Genomic DNA, 19,909 nt, shown 5'->3' on the forward strand with positions numbered 1-19,909 from the left:
TCGCGCTGGCGCACGATCGAAGCCCGGGCGTGCGCCCGGGCTTCGATCGTGCGAATGGCTGTCGAATCAGGCCGAGCGGCGGCGGCGGACGGCCACCAGGCCCAGGCCGGCCATCGCCAGGCCCGCGCTGCCGGGCAGCGGGACGGCGACGAACAGGAAGTCCTGCGTGCCGGCCGAGTTGCTGCCATCGCTGTTGAAGGTCATCCAACCGCGGCCGACCAAGCCCCCAAAGCCGGGGTAGCGGTGGGCGTCACGGAGCAACGCGAAGTCCTTGGCCATCGCGTCGGCCTGCTGGTAGAAGTCGAACGACGTGCCCTCGGCGATGTCGGCGTTGCCGGCCAGCGCGGTCAGCGAGCCGCTGTTGGTCGCGAAGCTGCTGGCCTTCCAACCATCGGTCTCGGTCGACACGCCCATCGAGAACGTGAAGTCGAGGTCGTAGAGGCCTTCGCCGAAGCCGTAGCTCGAGCCTGTGTCCACGCCGCCGTACATCTTGCCCGAGATGTTGATGGCGTCGGCGGTCCCATCGCTGTTCATGTCCAGAATCTTGAGGAAGACGCTGGCCCCGCTCTGCTGGAACGAGAAGGTGGTCACGCCGCTGGCGCCTTGGTCCGCGAAGACGTTGTCGAGCCGGAGCCCGTAGGCCGGCGGGCGCTTGGCGCCGTCGGGGTGGTCGCCCAGCTTCGACTGGAAGAGGACCACCGGGTCGGCCAGCGCGCTGCTGGCCAGGCCCACGCCTGCCAGCACGCTCAGGAGTACTGCTCTGCTCATCTCATCTCTCCAATACAACAACCGTCGTCGGTTCAGGGCGACCTCGAACGATGGTATAGCTACAGCCACTCGCCACAGCGGCGAGATGGGCAGGATAAACATACCGCAACTGGCCTGTAGATCAAGTGTTACGGGCGGCCTCGCTTGCCTTGATCGCGCCCTTTTGCGGGATCAGGACTTATGGGGCCAGCACGAGAATGCCCAGTTTCCCAAGCGCGTATGGCGCTACTTCGGCTCCCACCCGTTCGCCCCACCCTCGAGCAGGTCAAACAAGGGCCAGATCGCGCAGAAATCGTCACCGGGGCCGAACAACGATGAGCCGGTTCGGGTGATCTCGCCGGCCTCGTTCTTATGGAAGGCCGAGACGCCCGGCATGTAGCCGTGGTCTGAGACGTAGCCCATGTCGTGGGCGAAGCGGTTGCCCTTGACCGACACCATCTGGTATGGCCAGCCGCGCTTGGATTTCACCTCGGCCTGGGTGTCGGGCGCATCGGGGCTCGAGAGCGCCAGCGCGCACCGCTCGGTGATCATGGGCTCCAGGCTGGCCAGCCCGTCGGCCCAGAGCGTGCAGTAGTTGCAACTGCGGCCCATGTTGTGGATCACGAGAAGGTCGTCGTGCTCGCCGAAGAGCTCGCTGAGCTTGACCTGCCCCTGTTCGGTTTGGAACTCGTAGTCCTCCTTCACCTCGGGGCCGTAGGCCTCTTTCATCACGGTGCGCATCTCGGCCTTGGCGTTCAGGAGATTCTCATACGCCTTGTTGAAGCGATCGCTGGGCATGGGTTTCCCTCCTGTTGGGTTGGGCTGGGGTTTCCCAACAGTAAGGCCGGTTTCTACGGGCATCTACGGGATTCCCGGGTGAGAAACGCCCGATACCATCGGCTGTGGCCGACACCCCCACCACAACCCCCGCGCCAGCCAACCCGGCCTCGGTCGCCACCCCGGCAGCCAAGCCCGCAGCGATGCCCGAGCGGATCGACCCGACGCTCTACCTGCACCCGGCCACGCTGGCCCGGCTGGGCAGCCTTGAGCTTCGGGCCAAGATGATCGTCGAGGGCGTGATGAGCGGGGCCCACCGCTCACCCTATCAAGGCCAATCCGTCGAGTTCGCCCAGCACCGCCAGTATGTGGCCGGGGACGACCTGCGGCACCTGGACTGGAAGGTCTACGGCCGCAGCGACAAGCTGTACCTCAAGCAGTACCAGCAGGAGACCAACCTGGACCTGGTGGTCTTGGTCGATGCCTCGGGGTCGATGGCGTATGGCAGCCGAACATTCGCCGACGCGGCGGCCACGGGCGAATCGACCGGGCCGAGCGGGCAGAACAACTGGCGCAAGATCGATCATGCCACGGCCCTCGCGGCCGCGCTGAGCTACGTGACGCTGCGGCAGGGCGACCGTGTTGGGCTGTACACGTTCGCCGACGGCATCCTGGGCGGTGTCGAGCGTTCGAGCAGCCAGGGGAGCTGGCGGCGTATCGTGTCGGCGCTCGCGCAGGCGCCGGTCGATGGCCAGGCCGACTTCGCACGCGTGTTCGATCAGGCGTTGGGCAAGCTGAACAACAAGTGCCTGCTGGTGGTCATCAGCGACTTCTTCACCGATACGAGCGTGCTTGAGGCCGGGTGGGCCCGGGCCAAGCACCGCGGGCACGACGCCATCGCGTTCCAGGTGCTCGACCAGAGCGAGACGGACTTTGCCTTCAAGGATCCGGCACCGTTCGAGGGATTGGAAGGCGAGGGCAAGCTGCGCATCGATCCGCGTGCCCTCCGCCCTGCTTACTTGGAAGCGATGGCCGACCACTCGCGCGCACTCGATCGAGGGCTGCGCCGCGTTGGCTTCGATCTGCACCGCCTGAGCACGCACGACTGGCTGGGCCCACCGCTGGCTGCCTACGCGGCGCGGCGTGAGAGTTTGCTGAAGCGGAGCAAGATGGGGTGATGGGCGCATGACCTTCCTCAACCCCCTCATCCTCGCGGCCGGCCTGGCGGCGATCGCGATCCCGATCGCCATCCACCTGCTCATGCGGCGGCGGCGCAAGCCCACGCCCTGGGCGGCCATGCGCTTCCTGATGGAGGCCATCCGGCGACGTCGGCGGAGGTTGCAGCTCGAAAGGCTGCTATTGCTGGCTGTGCGGTGCCTGCTTGTTGCCGCCATCGCGCTGGCACTCGGGCGGCCGACGCTGCGAGGGCTGGCGGGCAACTCGCCCTTCGGCTCGTCGGCCGTCACGCTAGCCATCGTCATCGATGACTCGATCGCATCGGGGGCGCCCGATGGTGGCGATACCACCGCTCTCGACCGGCACAAGGCCATGGCCGTCGAGCTGCTGGAGAGCCTGAGGCCCGACCGTGGTGATCGGGCGATCCTCATCCCGCTCTCGGGGCCTTTAGCCTCGGAAGCCGACCTGCCGGCAGCGAGCGCGCTCGCTCCAACCAGCGACCTCGGCACGATCAGCCAGTTCCTTGAAGACCTTGCGCCAACCAGCACCGCGGCCGATACGGCCGGCGCACTGGCGTTGGTCGCCGAGCGATTGTCCGCGGCCGCACGCGATGACGTAGTTGGTGGGCGTTGGGTTGTCGCCGTGCTGGCCGACGGCGTCGCGGGCGTGTTTCCCGATGCGTCGGCGACGCCGGGCGCGATCGCCGAGGGTGATGGGCGGGGCCCGCGCGTCTCCGTGCTGGTGAGCGATCCGGCGCTGTCAGGCACCGGCCCCACGAGCGACGTCGGCATCGCGTCGCTCACTCCAGTGCGCCCCGTGCTGGTCGTAGGGCAGGGCGAAGCGGTGGCCGTGAGCGCCCCCGCACGCGTGCTCGTCGGCCGGTCCGGGGCGGGGCTGGACACCGAGGCAACCATCGGCGTGCGTCTGCGGTTCGTGGACGACGGCGGGCCCGGCCCGTGGTCGACCGCCGCGGCGCGCCTGCGGCCGGGCGAGCGCACCGCGTCGGTCGTGCTCGACGCGCAGGTGGTCGGCCGGCCGCGGGGGCTGGCCTACCTCGAGGCGCAGATCGATCCGGACGCGACCCGGGATGGTGTTCCGGGCAACGACTCTGCGGTGGCCATCGTCGCCCTCCGCCGGCAATTGTCGGTGGCGATCATCGACACCGCCGACACGCTTGGGTCACCAGCCAGCGGCTTGGACCCCGACGACCCGGCCGCGTGGCTGCGCGTGGCGCTGGCCCCCGACGCCATGGGCGAGGGCGATCCGCTGGCCGATATCGCCGCAACGACGCTCGACCCCTCGGTGGTCGACGTGCCCCGGCTCGCGCGCGTCGACGCGGCGTTCGTGCTGGCGCCCAACGACCTCCGCGCGGGCGGCTGGCGTGCGCTCGCCGGCTTCGCACGCGGCGGCGGGCTGGTCGCGGTGTTCCCCGATCCCGCGAGTTCGCTCGCGCCGTGGGCCGACCGCTTCACCGAGGCCTTCGGCGTGCCGTGGACCATCGGGCCCGAGGCCCTGGCCCACGAGGCCCCCCTGGGCGTTTCGCGCGCGCCGGGTGACGACCCGCTCGGCCTGCTGCGCCTCATCGAGGGCGAGCTCGAATCGCTGTTGCGCCCGGTCACGGTGAGCAGGAGCCTGCCGCTGGCCACAGAGCCCGGCAGCGGATCGGGCAGCCTGCTGACCCTGGCCGATGGCTCGCCCGCCGCGCTGGTGTCCCGGCCCGGTGGTGCCAACGGCGATGGTTTGGTGATCGTGTTTGCCATGCCGCTGGCCGCGAGTTGGACCGACCTGCCCGCGCGCCCGGCGATCGTGCCGCTCGTCCAGGAACTGGCACGCTCGGGCGTGGGGCTGGCCGTCGGATCACACCCGTCGATCGCGGGCGCGCGTCCGGCGGCCCCGAGCGTGGCCGTGCAGCTGCGCCCGGGCTGGAACGTGGCCGCCGGTGGTTCGATCGCGCCGGTTGCGGTCGGCGACGAGGGCCGGAGCCTCCGGCCGCTCCGCCGCGCCGGCCCGTGGCTGGCGCTCGACGGCGCGGGCCGGCCCGTGGGTGTCGTCGCCGTCGCTCCCGATCACCGCGGCGCCGCGCGCGAGGCCGTCGCCCGCGAGCGGGTCCGCGAGGGTGTGGCCGATGCCCTTGGGGTTGAGTTGGCCGACGACGACACCCTGTCCTGGCTCGACCGGCCCGGCGGCGCGACCGAGGGCGCGGTCGCACCCACACAGGCGATGGCCCGGACCGAGCCGAGCCTCGCCCTCGGGGCGATCCTCTTGGGTGTTGCCCTGGCGCTGGCCATGCTCGAAGCGGTCCTGGCGCGGGTGTTCAGCCACGCGCAGGTGCCCGGCGCCGCGGGCGTGAGCACATCGACCAACACGAGGCGGGAGGCGGCCTGAATGGACATGCTGCTTTCGCTTGCCACTATCGCGCCCGACGGCCTGTTCAGCCGCGTGTTCGCGCTGCGCGAGCTCGGGTTCGGCCAGGACGGCGTGACGCTCGGATTCGAGCGACCGCTGCCCACGTGGGGCTGGGCCCTCGTGGTCATGGGGTGCATTGCGCTGGGCTGGTGGGGCTACCGAAAGCTCGAGGGCCCCAAGGCGGCGCGGTGGTCGCTCGCGCTCGTGCGATCCCTCCTGCTGTTCATCCTGGTGGTGCTGGCCCTCGGCCCGCGACTGGAGCGTGTGAACGAAAGGCTGGAACCCGATTGGGTGCTGGTGCTCGTCGACCGCTCCGTATCGATGCGCGTAGCCGATGCCCCCATCACGATCGACGGCAACGCGCGCGCCACGCGCGACGAGCAAGCCCGTGTCCTCCTCGACCGTCACGCGCCGATGTTCGCCGAGCTCGCCGGCGATCGCGAGATGGTCTGGCTCGGCTTCGACGCGGCCGCTTTCGATTTACGCGCGCGATCGGCAATCGACGACGAAGGCGTGGGGCCGCCCGCACTCCCCGAAGCTGACGGCCGGCGGACCGCGCTGGGCGCCGCCATCTCGGGTGCGCTCACGCGCGCCGCGGCGCGCCCGCTGTCGGCGGTGGTCGTGCTGAGCGATGGCCGGTCGATCGACGAGCCATCGGCCGCGGTGCTCCGGCGGCTCGTCGGCGAGCGCGTGCCAGTGCATGTCGTGCCGCTGGGCAGCCCGCAGGCGGCAACGGATGTGGCGATCGTGCAGGCCGTCGCGCCCGAGGCGGCGTTCGCCGGCGATCAGGCACCCGTGAACGTGCGGCTCGATCGCCGGGGACCGGCTTCGGGCTCGTCGGGTGTGCTGCGACTCGAAGATCGCACAACGGGCGAGGTCATCGATCAGGTCCGCATCGAAGCGGACGACGAGCGTTGGCAGGATGATGCGGGCGAGGTCATCGATCAGGTCCGCATCGAAGCGGACGACGAGCGTTGGCAGGATGATGCGGCCGAGGCATCGCTCGTGGCCGGCGAGCTCGCCGCGGGCGAGGCCGATTGGGTGGTGCGGTTCGTGCCCGACACGCCCGACCTCTTGAGCGAGAACGACCAGGCCAACCTGCGCGTCCGCGTCGTCGATCGGCCGCTGCGGGTGCTGTATATCGATGGCGGCCCGCGATGGGAGCGGCGCTACATCACCAGCATGCTGCTGCGAGAACCGAGCGTGCGGTCGAGCTCGCTGCTGCTGGCCGCGCGGCGGAGCTTCATCGAAGAGGGCAACGTCACCATCGGCTACCCGCCCACGAGCGACGAGGAGTGGGCCGAGTACGACGTGGTCATCATCGGCGATGTCCGTTCAGGACTGTTCAGTGCCGAGCAGCTCGACCAGCTCCGCGAGCACGTGGCCAGCCGGGGTGCGGGGCTGTTGTGGATCGGCGGCACGAGCAACACGCCCGCGAGCTGGCGCGGCACGCCGCTGGAAGACCTGCTGCCTTTCCGCATGGACCAGGGGTCGGGCATTGCCACCTCAAGCCAGCCCGTCGTGCTGGATCGGACCGCTTCGGGCGAGCGCCTGGGTGTGCTGCGTCTCGATGAGACGCTGTCGACGTGGCCCGAGTATCTGAGCGACCCGCGGACGGGATGGAACCGCTTCTGGTGGTGGCAGCGCATCGAAGAGGGCGCGCTCAAGCCCACGACCGAGGTGCTGGCGCGCTTCGAGCCGGCCGAGCAGGCCGGCGCGGCGATGCCCGCCGTCATGACGATGCCCTACGGCGCGGGACGTGTGGTGTATGTTGCCACCGACGAGGTGTGGCGGTACCGCTACGCGCGAGGCGAGCCGCTGTTCGAGCGGTTCTATCTTCCCTTGGTCCGCATGCAGGCGCGCGGGCGGCTGGCACGCACCGGGGCCGAGGCGGCCCTGAGCGTGTCGCCCAGGCCCGCGCTCGTGGAGCGACCGGCACGCGTCGAGGTGCGGCTGCTCGACCAGTCGCTGGTCGACCGGCGTTTGCCGTCGGTCCGCGCGCAGGTGCGGCCCATCGACGACGACAGCCAGTCGGGCATGGCCCAGACGCTGACCCTGGGTGTCGAAGACACCGGCGCGCGGAGGGCGCTGTCGCAGGGATACGCGGCCTCGTGGCTGCCGACCGAGCCGGGCACGTACGAGATCATCGTCGACGAGCCGTTGCTGGCGCCGCTGGGATTGCGAATCGAGTTGGAAGTGCTCGCCGATAGCGACGAGCTGCGCGACCCGATGGCCGACCACGAGTTACTGGCCTCGCTGGCCGAACGCACCGGGGGGCGCGTGCTGGGGATGGACACGCTCGGCGAGCTCCCCCAAGCGTTGCCCAGGCGAGAGGTGGTCATCGCCGGGCAGCCCCAGGTAGAGCCGTTGTGGGACCGGCCCATCGTGCTCGTGGTGCTGCTCGTGCTGCTCGCGATGGAGTGGGTGGGCCGGCGGCTGATCCGACTCATCTGATACCTTGGACCCGAGCCTTGGAGGGCGAATCATGATGACAATACAGCGAGTAGCAACCATCGCCTGCGTGCTCGCCGCGAGTTCGATATCGCTCGCGCAAACCGGAGGCAAGCCGAGCGATGCGCAGCTCGACCAGGCCAGGCAGATGCGTGATCGGGCGGCGGCGTTCTTGCTGAGCAAGCAGGACGGCGACACCGGCGGATGGAACGTGCGCCCCGATGGCCCGAACCTGCCCGCGATTACCGGCCTAGTGCTCCTTGGTATGACCGCCGACGAGGCCTTCTCCCAGCGCGACCAAGCGACGGGGCGCGCTCTGGATCGCGGATACGAGTACGTGCTCGCGATGCAACAGAACGATGGCGGCATCTATGACCGCATCCTGCCTCAGTATAACACGGCCATCTCGCTGGCGGCGCTGGCACGCCGTGACACCCAGCGCGCCGATGCTGCCGTCAAGAAGGCCCTCGGCTTCTTGCGTGGCATGCAATACAGCGAGGTCGCACCCGAAGAAGAGCTGCGCGTGCAACAAGAGCACCCGTTCTATGGCGGCGTGGGATATGGCAGCCACGGCCGGCCCGACAACAGCAATCTGCACATGTTCATGTGGGCGCTCCAGGAGGCGGGCGTGCCCGGCGACGACCCGGCGGTGCGGCGGGCGTTGGTCTTCCTCGAGCGCACGCAGATGGACGATCGCATCAACGACATGGAGTACGCCGATCGCTCCCGGCAGGGTGGCTTCGTGTACGCCACGAGCCCCAGCGGTGAAGCCATGGGCCAGGGCGAGAGCAAGGCCGCGATGATCGAGGAGACCCTCGACGACGGCACGAAGATCAGCCGCTTACGCGCGTACGGCTCGATGACCTACGCGGGCTTCAAGAGCTACGTGTACGCCGACCTGGCCACCGACGACCTCCGCGTCACGGCCGCACGCGAGTGGATCTCGAGGAACTACACGCTCGAGCACAACCCGGGCCTGGGGGCCGAGGGCACGTACTACTTCCTGCTGACATTCGCCCGGGCCTTGGACGCCTTCGGCGAGCCCTCGCTTGAGGTCGTGAACGCCGACGGCTCGACGCGCGAGGCCAACTGGGCCGACGACCTCGTCGACCGGCTGGCCGAATTGCAGCAGCCCGACGGCTCGTTCCGCTCGGTGAACGACCGCTGGATGGAGAGCGATCCCGTACTCATCACCGCCTACGCGATGGTGGCGCTCGGCGAGGTGCTCGATTGACGGCGCCCGCGCTCGCGTTGGTTTGGACCCCGGCTGGCCGTTTGGCTACACTCCCCATGGCCCGGGGACCGCACTGGGTCGCGAAATTATCGTGCAAATCGTGCCTTGCGGGCGTAGCTCAATGGTAGAGCGTCAGCCTTCCAAGCTGAATGTTGACGGTTCGAGTCCGTTCGCCCGCTTTCTTCATTCTCTGCTCTCCGCTAGCCGAACAGCCCCATTTGCCCGCTCACGTCGGGTTTTACGAAGTGGGCGCCTGAGAGCGGCCGGACGTCGCGATTCAGCCCGTACCGGCGGCTGAACACGTCGAAGTTCTGCTTGATCTGCCGGACGATGGGGCCCTCACCCCGCCCCCGATTCTTGCTCGCGTCGTAGAGCTTGCCGCCGCGGCCCTGGCGGATGAGCGACTCGACCTTGCGCGCCCGATCGGGGTGGACGTTCCGTGTCAGCCACTCCAGGAACAGCTCCTTCACCTGATACGGCAGGCGCAGCAGCACCCACGCCGCCCGCTTCGCGCCCGCGTCGGCGATGGCTTCCAATATCCTCGGCACTTCGGTGTCGGTCAGCCCCGGAATGATCGGCGCGATGTTCACCGACACCGGCACGCCCGCGTCGGTCAGCTCGCGGATCGTGCGTAACCGGCCGGCCGGCGCACTCGCCCGTGGCTCGAGCGTGCGCGCCAATTCGGCATCAAGGGTCACCAGCGTCACGATCACACGGCCGGCATTTTTGGCCGCGAGCCGCTGCCATAAGTCGACATCGCGCAGCACCATCGCGCTCTTGGTCATCGTGCTCACCGGCTGGTTGCATTCGGCCATGACCTCTAGGCACTGCCGCGTGATGCGCATCTCGTGCTCGATGGGCTGGTACACGTCGGTGATGGCCGACATCACGATGGGCTCGCCCTTCCAACTCCTTTTCGCCAGCTCCCGCTTGAGCAACTCGGGAGCTTCGGGCTTGGCCATGATCTTGGTCTCGAAGTCGAGCCCGCAACTGAACCCCAGATACTCGTGGTACGGCCGAGCGAAGCAGTAGATGCACCCGTGCTCGCAGCCGCGATACGGGTTCACCGTCCAATCGAACGGCACGTCGCTGGTCCTGGCCACGCGGTTGATGATGGTCTTCGTGCGGTCCCGGAAGACCTGCCGCTGCACCCTCTGGGGCGCGCCTTCATCACCCTCGGCCTCCCGCTCCACCCACCGCCGATCGAGTTCCTCGCCAAGCACGTGCAGGCGTATGTCGTCAAACCGGTTGCCCGGATTCAGCCCGGCCCCACGCCGGTGGGCGGGGCCATCCGGCAGCGCATCCCGGTATGAGGGCTCGTATTGCTCCATACCAGACACAATACAAACATATTGGCACAAGTCAAGAGAGGAAAGGCCCTTACGACTTCCAAACTTCTACCAGGCATCTCCCCACCGCCTCCACCGCCAGATCCCCCACCTCTAGCACTTCACCCGCCAGCGCCTGGTATACGCTGTCGCGCTTCTCGTACACACCCCGCACCTCATCGGGCAGGTCGGCGTCGCCCAGCGGCGGGCGGTCGCCGGGCGATGCCAGCAGACGCCCGGCCAGCACTTCGGGCGGGGCATGCAGGTAGACCGGCCCCACCACCGCACCGGCGACCACCGCCGCTTGCAGGTCGTGCCTGGCGGCGTTGATCATGGGCGTGCCGCCGCCGAGGGCCAGCACGTCCTCGCGATGGCGCCTGAGGGCGGTCTTGAGGCACGCCGCCTCGGCCGCGCGGAAGGCCCACTCGCCGTGCTCGGCCCAGGCTTCGGTAACGCTGCGCGCGCCCAGCTCTCGCAGCACGAGCGCGTCCAGGTCAATGAATGCGATGTTGAGCGATTGGGCGGCCAGGCGGCCCGCGGTGCTCTTGCCGCTGGCGCGCAGGCCCATGAGCACCAGGTGCCGGCCGGCGTAGGGCAGCTCGGCGGCCGGGGGCACGGTGCTACTCCTTGGCGCGGGCGAGGTAGCGGCCGTCTTCGGTGGCGACCTTGATCTTCTCGCCGATGGTGATAAACGGCGGAACGCGGGTCTTCAGGCCGGTCTCGCACTCGGCTTCCTTGAGCTGGTTGGTCGCGGTCGCGCCCTTGATACCCGGGGTGGTGTCGGTGACCTCCACCTCGACACTCGCGGGTAGCTCGATGCTCAGCGGGTTCTCTTCGTACACCAGCACGGTGCAGGTGGTGTTGGGTGCCAGGTATAGCAGCGCGTCGCCCAGTAACTCGGCCGACAGGATCACCTGGTCATAGTTCTCGGTGTCCATGAACGTGGCGCCGGTCTGGTCGCTGTAGAGATACTCCATCTCGCGGCGGTCGAGCGGGGCGCTCTCGACCGAGTCGCCACCGGTGTATCGCTTGTCGATGTGCAGGCCGCTGGACACGTCCTTGAGCTTCACCTGGTAGTAGGCCGGGCCCTTGCCGGGCTTGGTGTGGTCGACCTTGACGACGATGTAGACCTTGCCGTCGATCTGGATGGCGTTGCCCTGGCGGATCTCGTTGGCCTTCATAGCGTGATTCCCATTCCTTGCTTCGAGTCGCTGCATCGGGCGGCCGGGCGCGGGGGCCGCTTGGGGCTCCGCGCGGTTTGATTCGGCTCGTGCCACCCATGCCGCGGGGCCGATGGTAGGCTGGGCCCACCAGCGGCCGACCGCCCCAGCCGCGTTCGAAGGCCCCAGAACCGAACCCGAGACCCGCCCGAGGCCTACTGCCACGATGCCCCCGCCGTCCGACTCCCACCCAGCACGAACACCGGCCACCGACCGGAGTCAGGCGGGCCCCCGGAAGCAGGCCCAGGCCATGGGCCGCCAGGTGGGCGGCGGGCTTACGTGGCTCATGGTCGCCACGGCCGTGGTCAAGATCGCCAGCCTGGCCAACATCGCCATCCTGGGTGTCCTCTTGGGCAAGGACGACTTCGGCATCTTCGGCACGGCCATCGGGGTCGCCGCCCTGGTCAATGTCCTGCGCGACGGCGGCGTCCGCCGAATCCTCATCCAGAAGGGCATCCACCGCTACGACGGGCTCGTCGGCCCGGTGTACGCATGGACGCTCATGCTCAACCTGGTGGCGGCGGCCATCCTGTGCGCACTCGGCCCCGTGCTCGCGTACATCCATCAAAATGACGAGTATGTGATGGTCATGGTCACGCTCGGTATCGCCGCGGGCATCTATGGGCCAAGCATGATCTACCGATCGAAGCTGGCGATGGGTTATCGCTTCAAGGCGGCCGCGGCGATGAACGCGAGCAGCTCCATCGTGCGCTACATCGCCATGGTCGCGCTCGCGCTGGCCGGCGCCGGTCCGCTCACGTTTACATGGTCGTTGGTCATCATGGCCGCGTTCGAGTGGTTGTATGGCCTCTACCTCACGCGCGACCCATTGATACGCTTCCAGCCCAAGGTGCGCCTCTGGCCCGCCATCTGGGCGCGCACGAAGTGGCTGCTGCTCGGCGCGGTCGCGCTCGCGCTGCTGCGCCAGGGCGACTACCTCGTGCTGGGCTTCCTGCTCGATGAGAGCGTCATGGGCGTGTACGTGTTCGCCTACATGATCGGCGACCAGGTCATGGCGCTGCTGGCAAGCAACCTCCGCCAGGTACTCATGCCGACGATGGCCGCCTTCCAGCACGACACCAAACGCCACGCCGCCTCGGTGCTGCGCGTCAGCGGCGCCCTTACCCTGATCGCCGCAGGGTTCGCCGGCGGCATCGCGGTGACCTTCGACCCATTACAGCAGATCATCTGGCAGGGCAAGTGGGACGGGGCCGTCCCTGCAGTGCAAGCGCTCTCGCTGTGCTTCGCGCTCCGCCTGCTGGTGACGGTGCAGGAATCCGCCCTCTCGAGCACCGGACGCTTTCGCACGCAGTTCTGGTCGCTGCTCGCCCAAGGCACGGGCATGGTCGCCATCGCCGGCGTGGGTGGGCTGCTCTATCCAAACGAGCCCGGCATGATCGCCGCGGGCGTGGGGCTGTACTTCGTCGTGGGTGTTACGGGCGTGGCCGCGTGGAGCCTGCGCGGCGCTGGGGTTCCGGTCGCATCATTTCTCGGGGTCGTGCTCAAGCCCTGGGGCATGCTCACGATCCTCGCGCTCATGGTCATCGTGGGAGACTTGTGGATCCAGAACGGCATGCTGCAGAACCCGCAAAGACTGCCGGGCCAAGCGGGCATCCTCGAAACCGTGGAACGCCTCGCGCTTTCGGCGTGCGTGTACGCCCTATCGGCGTGCGTCCTCGTACGGATAGTGCTGCCGGACACGTTACGAAGCATTTTTTCGATCGCGCCGGGCAAAGCGGCGCGCATAGCCGGGACGGTTCTCCGCCTCCGGCCAGTGCCTTGACATGATCGGGGGTAGGATGCGATCATGCCTCGTTTCTTCTTCATAACTGGAACCCCCCGATCGGGAACAACGCTCTTGCAAGCCATGCTCTCGCGTGGCCAGGGCGTGTTTATTCCTCCCGAGACACACTTCATGGGCCTCCTTTGGCGACAACGAAAGAAGCTCGGCCCGATCGCGAGCGATGACGGGTGGAACGCCGCCAAGCGGGCCCTCATACGGCGCAATGAACTCGCAACAATTGCTCTAGAACGCGCACGGTTCGAAGAATTGGCCGAATCGGGCCCCAGGCACTACGGGACGCTGATGTCCGCGTGGCTCCGTGCCGCCGCAGAAGCGCACGCGTCCTACGACGATCAAACACCCGCCATCATCGGTGAAAAGAGCCCGGCCCACGCTCAGGACATACTCGAGTTGCTGGCGATGATGCCCGATTCGAGCGTCGTACACATCATCAGAGATCCGCGTGATGTCGCCGCCAGCCAGCGAGAGGCTTGGAATACCCCGACGATGTCCGCGGCAATCCGATGGACGCTCGATCAAAAGCTCCAGGGCGACCTCGAAACGATCGTCTCGCCGTCGCGCTTCGTGACGGTGCATTACGAGGATCTCGTGACCGATCCAGAGTCCCAGCTACGCCGCATCTGCGACGTGCTCCCAATGGAGTACACGGCCGAGATGCTCGAGCCCCACAAACGGACCGCCAAGGGGTACGCCGATCACGAGACTCACAAGAAGCGCACGCTCGAGCCCGTCACCAACTCACGCGTCGGTCGGTTTCGCCAGAAACTCCCGTATTGGAAGATCGGTGCCATCGAGCGCATTTGCGGCCAGCAGATGGACCGACTCGGATACGAAAGAGTGGGAGCTCGCCGGCCGATCCCCGAACTCGGCGTGGCAACCCTGGCCCTGCCCATGGTGTGGCACAAGGCGATCACACTGACCCCAGCCAACCGCATCGCCAAGCAGGCCCGCAACGCATGATCCGGTTGTTCGAGCACAAAGCACGGCAGTGCTCGGTCCGAGCACTCCGGAATAAACCCGCCCCCCGAGTTCTTGTTTTGTTTGGAATGCCGCCGAGGCCGTCTCAGACCGGTCGGGCTACAGTGGACGCTCATCACACGAGAACCAGCAATCGGACGCTCCCGATTTCTGGATGACGCCCATTATCCGAAGACCCTTCACGGAGGACCCACCCCTCGTATGGCCAAACAAGACGACAAATTTACGATGGAAGCCATCGTCGTCGAGGCGCTCCCCAACGCCATGTTCAAGGTGCGCCTGCCTAACGAGCAGCAGACCGAGATCCTCGCCTACGTGTCCGGCAAGATGCGCAAGCACTACATCCGCATCACCCCGGGCGACACCGTCACCGTCGAGATGTCGCCCTACGACCTCACCAAGGGTCGCATCACCTTCCGCGGCCGCTGACGCCCCTGCAACCAAACGCATAACAACTAACCCCCCGCGTCCGCGTCATCAAGGGGCAGTTTTGATGGTCTGTGAACTCCCTTCGGGCGAGCCCGTACAGTTGCGGGAACCCCGAGGAGGATCGCCATGACAATGCGCGTACGAATCGTGAAGTTGCTGACACTCTCGATCGTGGCGGCCGCCATGATCGCCCGACCGCAAGCGGCGTCCGCCCAGGACCAAACGACCTTGTTGGAATTGGCGGACAGGCTCCAGTCCGATGAAACCTACCCCAGCGTGCAACATTACAAACTGGTGCACCCGGTGCTGCGATACCCCGCGCGTGTGCAGCGCCTCGAACGGCAACCGGACGCTCGACGGCTCTTGTCCGAAACAACCGAGCAGCTCTACGCCGAGCTCATTCTCGGCACCCAGGAAGGCCCCTACACACCGACCCAGCCCATCGAGCCGCGCCGCTGGGGCGACATGAACCGCGAGTACGAGCTCCGCTACGAGCACGACGGCACCGATCTGCGTGGGCTCGTGGTCGAGCCCGCGGGCGGCGAGCTGCGCGGCACCGTGCTCATCGTCCACCAATGGCGAGGCCTGGGCGACGAAGAGAAGGAACGCGCCCGCATGCTCGCCAAGCTCGGCTACCGCGCCTTCGCGCTCGACATGTACGGCGACGGCGTCCGAGCCGAGAACAACGAAGAGGCCTCCGAGCTCGCCGGCAAGTACTACGAAGACCGCCCGCTCATGCGCGGCCGCGTGCAGGCCGCCATCGATGCCCTCGAGAGCGAGGGCAAGCTCACCGACAACCTCGCCGCCATCGGCTACTGCTTCGGCGGCACCGTCGTGCTCGAGTGCGCCCGCAATGGTTTCGACCTCGACGCCGTTGTCAGCTTCCACGGCGGGTTGGAGTTCGAGAGCGCCCCGCGCCGCGATCAGGTGAAGGCAAGCGTCTTGGTCTGCAACGGCTACGCCGATCCCTACGTGCCCATCGAAGACCGCCAGGACTTCAAGCGTGAGATGGAGCAGGCCGAGGCCGACTTCGTGTTCATCGACTACGCCGACGCCGTCCACAGCTTCACCAGCAAGGCCGCCGGCCCGCCCGCCGAGGGCAAGGGTGCGGCCTACGACGAGACCGCCGACAAGCGTTCATGGACGGCGATGAAGGGCTTCTTCGAGGAAGCCATGCCGAATTAATCGCCCTCACTCGCTTCCGCCTCACGCTGCTCGATACCCAACGCGTGCTTGAACGTGAGCGTCCGATACGGGAAGGGGATCTCAATGCCCGCGTTGTCGAGCGCACTCTTGATGGCCTCGACCACCTCGTCGCGGCTCTTGCGCTGGTCCAGCGGCGTCGCGCCCGTCCACCACGCCACCTCGAAGTTGATGCTGCTGCTGGCAAACTCCTGGGCGAATACCTGGACGCCCAGACGCTTCTGGATGGTCTCGCAGCCTTGCACGGCTTCTTCGATCACCGCACGCGAGTCGGCGACGCTCTCGCCATACGCCACGCCCACGATCACCTCCAGGCGGCGGTGCGACCGGTCGGTCAGCACGTCGACCGGATTCTTATAGATCGTCACGTTCGGCACAATCACAAGCTCGCCCCGCACCGTTCGCAGCACGGTGTTGCGGACGGTGACGTTCACGACGCGGCCGGTAATGCCGTTGCACGAGATCCAGTCGCCGTTCTCGAAGGGGAAGCGCCACAAAATCAGTACGCCGGCAAAGAAGTTCTCGAAGATGTCCTTGAACGCCAGGCCTATGGCGATCGAGCCCACGCCCAGAGCGGTCAGCGCCTTGGTAGGTGTGAGCCCGGGAAACGTGACCATCGCCGCGATCATCAGGCCAACACCCCAGACGCCGAGGACGACGAACCGGACGATGAGTTCCTTCAATGAGTCACGCATCCGAACGCCCGAAAGTAATCGCCGGGCGATGAAGCGGGCCAACTGCCCCACGACGAGCGTGGCCAGAACCACGAGCACGCCGGCAACTATCAGCGGCAGATGGGCCAGGAAGCTCTCGGCGATCGACCGGAGGGTGTCCATCACGGTCGCGGAGGGATCTCCCAGGGCCGAATCGCCCGGTGATGCCGCCGCATCAACTGTCCCGTCGGCCCGCGTTCCATCACCTTCAGGGGCCGCAGGATCGCTCGGAGTCTCTTGGGCTTGGAGCATGCTCATGGATCGAGCCTAGGGACCAAAAACCCGCATAGCACCAGAGAGGAACGCTCAGTCCGGCACGATCTGGATGAGCAAAACTTCATACAATCGCTCGCGTCGCTCCTCATCCAGTTCGCGATAGATCGCGAGCATCGCCTCGCGTCGCCGCTGCGGTGTGGCCTGCAATCGCGTGTCCTTGATGTGCTCGAGCACGACGTCTCGGATCGCCGCCCGCTGCGCCTCGGTCGGCTCGACGCCGTCGTAGATGCTCTCGAGCAGTTCGCGGTATCGCCGCAGCGTCTGGTCGTACGCCGTGCGCAGCTCCGCCTGGAACAGCTCGAACGCCAGACGCTCCCGGGCCGCGACAATGATGGGGTCGTCGCTCTCGACCGGCGACCCCGCGCCATCCATCCGATCCGCAAGCCGATCGCCCAAGCGCTCGCGCAGCATCGCATCGAAGTATTCCGACACCATCGAACGCAGCTTGGGAGCGTGCTCCGCCCCGATGGCGTCTGCCAGGTCATCCAGAAGCGGCGCATGGGATTGGCCGGGCTCGAACCGCTCCCACATCGCCCGCATCTCGTCACGCGCGGCGTCGGCCTCGCCGGCGGTAATAAGATCCGTCACGACGCGCACGGTGTCGAGCTCGTCAACCAGCAGCATCCGCATCGCCTCGCTGCGGGCCGCAACGACGCCCCGCACACGCTCGGACACCCCGGCCGGCAACCCCGACGCCGGCACCAGCGCCTGCACTGCCGCGACCTCGGGCCGCCCCTCGACGCGGATCAGCCGGCCGTCCATGCCATGCCGAACGATCGTGGCCTGGGCATCGACCGTTGGCCCCGCCAGCAGATCTGGCGCGGTGTCCTGGGCCATGGCCATGTGTGGCACCAAGACCAACGCAACCACAGCGAGCGAGACAACGAACTCTGGGAACCGGCAACCGAGCATGGCGCACCTCCACACAGGTGTACGCCGCTCCCGCGGTGTTCGTTTGGGATCGGCCCGCAATGCTCAGCCGCCGGTGCCTGGCTCGGCTTTCTCGCCACGGAGCGTCTGGAGCAACGCGGCAACTTCGATCGCCTGCGAGGCCGAGTAGCCCCGATCGGTGAACCACCCAACCCGTCCCTGGCGATCGAGCACCAGCACACGCGCGTTGCGGCCATTCTCGGTGCCGGTGAACTCGGCGACCGGATCGGCCGCCCCGCCGTAGAGCGTGACCACCGCGCCCCAGTCCTCCCGCGGGATGCCCGATCGCATGCCGTCGTCGATCCAGCCCGATGCGAGCGACGTCACCAACCCCGGGATGGTCGGCACCTCAACGATCCGCGCCGTCACGCCCGCCTGCAATAAGCCGAGGATCCAGCGATCGATGTCGAACTGTGTGCCCTGGCGATAGCCAACGAACAAGACCACCGGCTCGCCCGCGAACGCATCGGGCAGCGTGACCTCGTTCTCTTCGAGCGATTCGCCCGTGACGGCCGGGAACACCTCGCCCGTCGGGTCGCGGTTGGGCACCGTCGACGCGCACCCGTGCATGACCAGCAAGGTTGGCACCAGAATCACAACGACCGCCAGCGGCACGATCCAACGAAGGCGTCGCATCCTACTGCCCCTGCGCCAGCGAATACCCGGGCTTCCCGTCGTAATACTTCAGCGGTTGAAAGTCCGTCACCCCAAACTTCTCGGCGATACGACCGAGCAACTTAATGAGCGTTGCCTGGTCCATGCCCGCCGCCTGACCCATGTCTCGTAGCTCGAAGCGGCAGCGGTAGTAATCGACGATGTCCGTGTACACGCTACCACTGGGCCACACCTGCGTGCCGCGGTTGCTCATCATGGTCAGCTTGAAGGGCGTGCCCTCGCAGATGCTCCCGAGCTGATCGCCAAGCGGCTTGGGCTCGAGGATCGTGTCGAGGTAGATATCACATCCCACCAGCTCGCTCTTCGCATCGGCGAACGTGCGCATGAGCGTGTGCCCTTCGGGCCGCGAGGGCCGGCTGTGCTCGACCTTCGCGCTCACGCCCTCGGTCGGCCGCACGACGTGCGTGCTTGGTTCCTTGCCGAGATTCTCCGCGATCGCGGCACCGTACTCACGTGTGCCCACGGCCGGCTTGCCGGAATTCGCGCCAAAGTCCCCGGTATGCACGCCCTGCTCGAGCGTGTGCATCAGCGCGTTCTCGATCGAGTTGGCCTGGGCCAGCAGCCCGATATGCCGCAACATCAGGATGCCGCTCAGCAGCAGGCTCGTCGGGTTGGCGATGCCCTTGCCGGCAATATCGGGTGCCGTGCCGTGGACCGCCTCGAAGATGCTCACGTTCTTGCCGATGTTCGCGCTCGGCGCAAAACCAAGCCCGCCCACGAGCCCGGCGGCCAGATCGCTCACGATATCGCCCTGCAGATTTGGCAGCACCACCATGTCGTAGGCTTGGGGCTTGAGCACCAGGTTCATGCACAGCGCGTCGATGATCACGTCGCCGATCTCGATCTCGGGGTACTCCTTGGCGACCGTCTTGAACCGTTCGAGGAACAGGCCGTCGCTCATCTTCATGATGTTGGCCTTGTGCCCGCAGTGCACCTTGGTGATGCCAAGCCGCCGCGCCGTCTCGAACGCCTCGTGGTGCACCTGATCGCACCCCGGAGCGCTGATCAGCCGCTTGCACTCCACCACGTCGGCGGTCAGCCGGTGCTCGATACCGCCGTAGGTGTCCTCGATGTTCTCACGCACGATCACAACATCGATCGGCACGCCCGCCTTGCTGTACACCGTCTCGACGTTGGGCAGCGTCTGGAAGTGCCGGATGTTGGCGAACGCGCCGTACATCTTCCGCAGCGTCACGTTGATGCTCTTGCCGCCCTTGCCCACCGGCGTGCCCATCGGCCCCTTGTACACCAGGCCCGTCTCCTCGACGATCCGCATCCCGCCTTCGCTGATGCCCATCGAGTTGCCGGCCTCGAACACCCGCTCGCCCATCTCGGCGGGCACGAACTCGACGTGCTCCATCACGCCAGCGGCCTCGAAGATGCCCAGGCACGCGGCCATGATCTCGGGACCGATGCCATCACCCTCGGCCAGGGCGATCTTCAGTTTTTGCGACGATTGCGACATGCGGCGGCCACCTCTCCCGTGCGAACCAGTGAGCGAGAATTCACGAACAAACCCCGCCACAGATCGCTCGGCGGGGGTGCAGGGTAGGGCCTCAGAC

The 19,909-nt window shown here is 67.2% G+C and carries 17 protein-coding genes and 1 tRNA gene; 9 read left to right on the forward strand and 9 right to left on the reverse strand.

All coding sequences use genetic code 11. The features are described from left to right. Positions 1-66: 66 nt before the first annotated feature. Complete coding sequence (locus tag NCW75_12805) at positions 67-768, reverse strand: hypothetical protein (protein ID UYV12168.1); 702 nt, start codon at positions 766-768, stop codon at positions 67-69. A 225-nt stretch (positions 769-993) separates the two neighbouring features. After that, positions 994-1,545: a DUF899 family protein gene (locus NCW75_12810; GenBank protein ID UYV12169.1), complete on the reverse strand. Its 552-nt coding sequence runs from the start codon at positions 1,543-1,545 to the stop codon at positions 994-996. 104 nt (positions 1,546-1,649) lie between these two features. On the opposite strand from NCW75_12810, the gene NCW75_12815 reads away from it, so the two are divergent. The 5 genes from NCW75_12815 (at position 1,650) to NCW75_12835 (ending at position 8,970) form a co-directional block, all read left to right on the forward strand. Next, positions 1,650-2,702, forward strand: a complete 1,053-nt coding sequence (locus NCW75_12815) for a DUF58 domain-containing protein (protein UYV12170.1) — start codon at positions 1,650-1,652, stop codon at positions 2,700-2,702. A 7-nt stretch (positions 2,703-2,709) separates the two neighbouring features. Further along, on the forward strand, positions 2,710-5,085 hold the full coding sequence (locus NCW75_12820; GenBank protein ID UYV12171.1) for a VWA domain-containing protein: 2,376 nt from the start codon (positions 2,710-2,712) through the stop codon (positions 5,083-5,085). Then, on the forward strand, positions 5,086-7,560 hold the full coding sequence (locus NCW75_12825) for a hypothetical protein (protein ID UYV12172.1): 2,475 nt from the start codon (positions 5,086-5,088) through the stop codon (positions 7,558-7,560). A 31-nt stretch (positions 7,561-7,591) separates the two neighbouring features. Beyond that, positions 7,592-8,791 (forward strand): terpene cyclase/mutase family protein, encoded by a 1,200-nt coding sequence (locus tag NCW75_12830; GenBank protein UYV12173.1) that lies wholly within the window; start codon positions 7,592-7,594, stop codon positions 8,789-8,791. A 107-nt stretch (positions 8,792-8,898) separates the two neighbouring features. Beyond that, positions 8,899-8,970, forward strand: a tRNA-Gly gene (locus tag NCW75_12835). Between the two features lie 21 nt (positions 8,971-8,991). On the opposite strand, the gene NCW75_12840 is transcribed toward NCW75_12835, so the two are convergent. From NCW75_12840 to efp, 3 genes are read right to left on the reverse strand one after another with little or no spacing between them, the layout of a single operon-like run. Then, entirely contained in the window at positions 8,992-10,122 is a 1,131-nt protein-coding gene (locus tag NCW75_12840; protein ID UYV12174.1) for a PA0069 family radical SAM protein, read from the reverse strand. 49 nt (positions 10,123-10,171) lie between these two features. After that, the gene (locus NCW75_12845; protein ID UYV12175.1) at positions 10,172-10,735 is read right to left on the reverse strand and encodes a shikimate kinase; all 564 of its coding nucleotides are present in this window, start codon (positions 10,733-10,735) and stop codon (positions 10,172-10,174) included. A gap of 4 nt (positions 10,736-10,739) precedes the next feature. Next, a complete protein-coding gene (gene efp, locus NCW75_12850; protein ID UYV12176.1) occupies positions 10,740-11,300 on the reverse strand; it encodes an elongation factor P in 561 nt (186 codons plus the stop codon). Between the two features lie 289 nt (positions 11,301-11,589). On the opposite strand from efp, the gene NCW75_12855 reads away from it, so the two are divergent. The 4 genes from NCW75_12855 (at position 11,590) to NCW75_12870 (ending at position 15,735) form a co-directional block, all read left to right on the forward strand. Beyond that, on the forward strand, positions 11,590-13,122 hold the full coding sequence (locus NCW75_12855; GenBank protein ID UYV12177.1) for an oligosaccharide flippase family protein: 1,533 nt from the start codon (positions 11,590-11,592) through the stop codon (positions 13,120-13,122). 24 nt (positions 13,123-13,146) lie between these two features. Continuing rightward, positions 13,147-14,103: a sulfotransferase gene (locus tag NCW75_12860; GenBank protein UYV12178.1), complete on the forward strand. Its 957-nt coding sequence runs from the start codon at positions 13,147-13,149 to the stop codon at positions 14,101-14,103. 219 nt (positions 14,104-14,322) lie between these two features. Beyond that, entirely contained in the window at positions 14,323-14,550 is a 228-nt protein-coding gene (gene infA / locus NCW75_12865) for a translation initiation factor IF-1 (protein UYV12179.1), read from the forward strand. A 126-nt stretch (positions 14,551-14,676) separates the two neighbouring features. Further along, on the forward strand, positions 14,677-15,735 hold the full coding sequence (locus NCW75_12870; GenBank protein UYV12180.1) for a dienelactone hydrolase family protein: 1,059 nt from the start codon (positions 14,677-14,679) through the stop codon (positions 15,733-15,735). Here NCW75_12870 and NCW75_12875 read toward each other — a convergent pair. The 4 genes from NCW75_12875 to NCW75_12890 form a co-directional block, all read right to left on the reverse strand. Then, positions 15,732-16,724 carry a mechanosensitive ion channel family protein gene (locus tag NCW75_12875; GenBank protein UYV12181.1) on the reverse strand — a complete coding sequence of 331 codons (993 nt, stop codon included), beginning with the start codon at positions 16,722-16,724 and terminating at the stop codon, positions 15,732-15,734. The genes NCW75_12870 and NCW75_12875 overlap by 4 nt on opposite strands. A gap of 48 nt (positions 16,725-16,772) precedes the next feature. Then, positions 16,773-17,654, reverse strand: coding sequence for a hypothetical protein (locus NCW75_12880; GenBank protein UYV12182.1), 882 nt, complete (start codon positions 17,652-17,654; stop codon positions 16,773-16,775). Positions 17,655-17,717: 63 nt separating this feature from the next. Then, entirely contained in the window at positions 17,718-18,308 is a 591-nt protein-coding gene (locus NCW75_12885) for a hypothetical protein (GenBank protein UYV12183.1), read from the reverse strand. A 1-nt stretch (position 18,309) separates the two neighbouring features. Further along, complete coding sequence (locus NCW75_12890) at positions 18,310-19,812, reverse strand: isocitrate/isopropylmalate family dehydrogenase (protein ID UYV12184.1); 1,503 nt, start codon at positions 19,810-19,812, stop codon at positions 18,310-18,312. Between the last annotated feature and the right edge of the window lie 97 nt (positions 19,813-19,909).

The sequence above is a fragment of the Phycisphaera sp. genome (assembly GCA_025916675.1).
GTDB lineage: Bacteria > Planctomycetota > Phycisphaerae > Phycisphaerales > UBA1924 > JAHCJI01.